The 2,953-nt window shown below is 53.2% G+C and carries 1 rRNA gene; it reads right to left on the minus strand.

What is annotated here, in order from left to right:
• Positions 1-61: 61 nt before the first annotated feature.
• Positions 62-2,934 (minus strand): 23S ribosomal RNA (locus tag J4760_RS13200).
• Positions 2,935-2,953: the final 19 nt, after the last annotated feature.

A 2,953-nucleotide genomic window follows, 5' to 3' on the forward strand; every position in this document is an offset into this window, starting at 1 on the left:
ACATTCAAAACCGGATAGAAACAATGCGCTGCGCAGAAAACCAAACACGGTTTTCATTTATTTGAATAAGTCATCGATCGATTAGTATTCGTCCGCTGAATGTGTCGCCACACTTGCACGCCGAACCTATCCACCTCATCATCTCTGAGGGATCTAATGGGGAAATCTCATCTTGAGGGGGGCTTCATGCTTAGATGCTTTCAGCACTTATCCCGGCCATACATAGCTACCCAGCGATGCCGTTGGCACGACAACTGGTACACCAGTGGTATGTCCATCCCGGTCCTCTCGTACTAAGGACAGCGCCTCTCAAATTTCCTACGCCCACGACGGATAGGGACCGAACTGTCTCACGACGTTCTGAACCCAGCTCGCGTACCGCTTTAATGGGCGAACAGCCCAACCCTTGGGACCGACTACAGCCCCAGGATGCGATGAGCCGACATCGAGGTGCCAAACCTCCCCGTCGATGTGAACTCTTGGGGGAGATAAGCCTGTTATCCCCGGGGTAGCTTTTATCCGTTGAGCGATGGCCCTTCCATGCGGAACCACCGGATCACTAAGTCCGTCTTTCGACCCTGCTCGACCTGTATGTCTCGCAGTCAAGCTCCCTTATACCTTTACACTCTATGAATGATTTCCAACCATTCTGAGGGAACCTTTGAGCGCCTCCGTTACTCTTTAGGAGGCGACCGCCCCAGTCAAACTGTCCACCTGACACTGTCTCCCGCCCGGATCACGGGCGCGGGTTAGAACCTCAACATCACCAGGGTGGTATCCCACCAGTGCCTCCATGTAGACTGGCGTCCACACTTCACAGGCTCCCACCTATCCTGTACAGGTGAGGTCAAGATTCAATATCAGGCTACAGTAAAGCTCCACGGGGTCTTTCCGTCCTGTCGCGGGTAACCAGCATCTTCACTGGTACTATGATTTCACCGAGCCTCTCGTTGAGACAGTGCCCAAATCGTTACGCCTTTCGTGCGGGTCAGAACTTACCTGACAAGGAATTTCGCTACCTTAGGACCGTTATAGTTACGGCCGCCGTTTACTGGGGCTTCGATTCGCACCTTCGCTTGCGCTGAGCGCTCCTCTTAACCTTCCAGCACCGGGCAGGCGTCAGCCCCTATACGTCACCTTTCGGTTTGGCAGAGACCTGTGTTTTTGATAAACAGTCGCTTGGGCCTATTCACTGCGGCTCATTTTACTGAGCACCCCTTCTCCCGAAGTTACGGGGTCATTTTGCCGAGTTCCTTAACGAGAGTTCGCTCGCTCACCTTAGAATTCTCATCCCAACTACCTGTGTCGGTTTGCGGTACGGGCGGTGATATGCTCACTAGCAGCTTTTCTTGGCAGTGTGAACCCACAGCTTCGCCTACTATTTTCGGCTCCCCGTCACACCTCGTCGTTGTACAGGGCGGATTTGCCTACCCTGACGACTCGATGCTTGGACGTGCTCTTCCAATCGCACGCTCTGCTTCTCCTTCTGCGTCACCACATCGCTCAATCACATATCACCGGTACAGGAATTTCTGCCTGTTGGCCATCGCCTACGCATCTCTGCCTCGGCTTAGGTCCCGACTAACCCAGAGCGGACGAGCCTTCCTCTGGAAACCTTAGTCATTCGGTGGACGGGATTCCCACCCGTCTTTCGCTACTCACACCGGCATTCTCACTTCCGATCGCTCCACATGTCCTCACGGTCATGCTTCACTGCCATCGGAACGCTCTCCTACCATCATTTCTGATCCACAGTTTCGGTAATATGTTTAGCCCCGGTACATTTTCGGCGCAGCGTCACTTGACTAGTGAGCTATTACGCACTCTTTAAATGATGGCTGCTTCTAAGCCAACATCCTAGTTGTCTGTGCAACGCCACATCCTTTTCCACTCAACATATATTTTGGGACCTTAACTGGTGGTCTGGGCTGTTTCCCTCTCGACAACGGACCTTATCACCCGCTGTCTGACTCCCGTGCATCACATCCGTGGCATTCGGAGTTTGTCTGAATTCGGTAACCCGGGATGGGCCCCTCGTCCAAACAGTGCTCTACCTCCACGATGCTAACACGAGGCTATACCTAAATATATTTCGGAGAGAACCAGCTATCTCCAGGTTCGATTGGAATTTCTCCGCTACCCACACCTCATCCGGTCACTTTTCAACGTAAGTCGGTTCGGCCCTCCATCCAGTGTTACCTGGACTTCAGCCTGGACATGGGTAGATCACCTGGTTTCGGGTCTGCAACCCCATACTATACGCCCTGTTCAGACTCGCTTTCGCTACGGCTCCGCATTCGCTGCTTAACCTTGCATGAAATCGCAACTCGCCGGTTCATTCTACAAAAGGCACGCCATCACCCATTAACGGGCTCTGACTACTTGTAAGCACACGGTTTCAGGTTCTATTTCACTCCCCTTCCGGGGTGCTTTTCACCTTTCCCTCACGGTACTGGTCCACTATCGGTCACTGAGGAGTATTTAGCCTTGGGAGATGGTCCTCCCGGATTCCGACGGAATTCCTCGTGTTCCGCCGTACTCAGGATCCACCGCAACATCCGTTCGCTTCGCCTACGGGACTCTTACCCCCTATGGTCGGCCGTTCCAGGCCCTTCCGCTCGCAAACTTCAGTCTCATCGGTGTCCTACAACCCCAGCCGAAGCTGGTTTGGGCTCTTCCCGTTTCGCTCGCCGCTACTCAGGGAATCGATTTTTCTTTCTCTTCCTCCGGGTACTAAGATGTTTCAGTTCCCCGGGTCTACCTCTTCCAGGCTATGTATTCACCTGGAAGTCACACTCATGTGTGGGGTTCCCCCATTCGGAAATCTCTGGATCAACGCCTACTTACAGCTCCCCAGAGCATATCGGTGTTTGTTCCGTCCTTCATCGGCTCTCAGTGCCAAGGCATCCACCGTGCGCCCTTCATTACTTAATCGCAATGAAATTGTGAGTGT

It is taken from the genome of Salinicoccus sp. ID82-1 (assembly GCF_021991715.1).
Lineage (GTDB): Bacteria > Bacillota > Bacilli > Staphylococcales > Salinicoccaceae > Salinicoccus > Salinicoccus cyprini.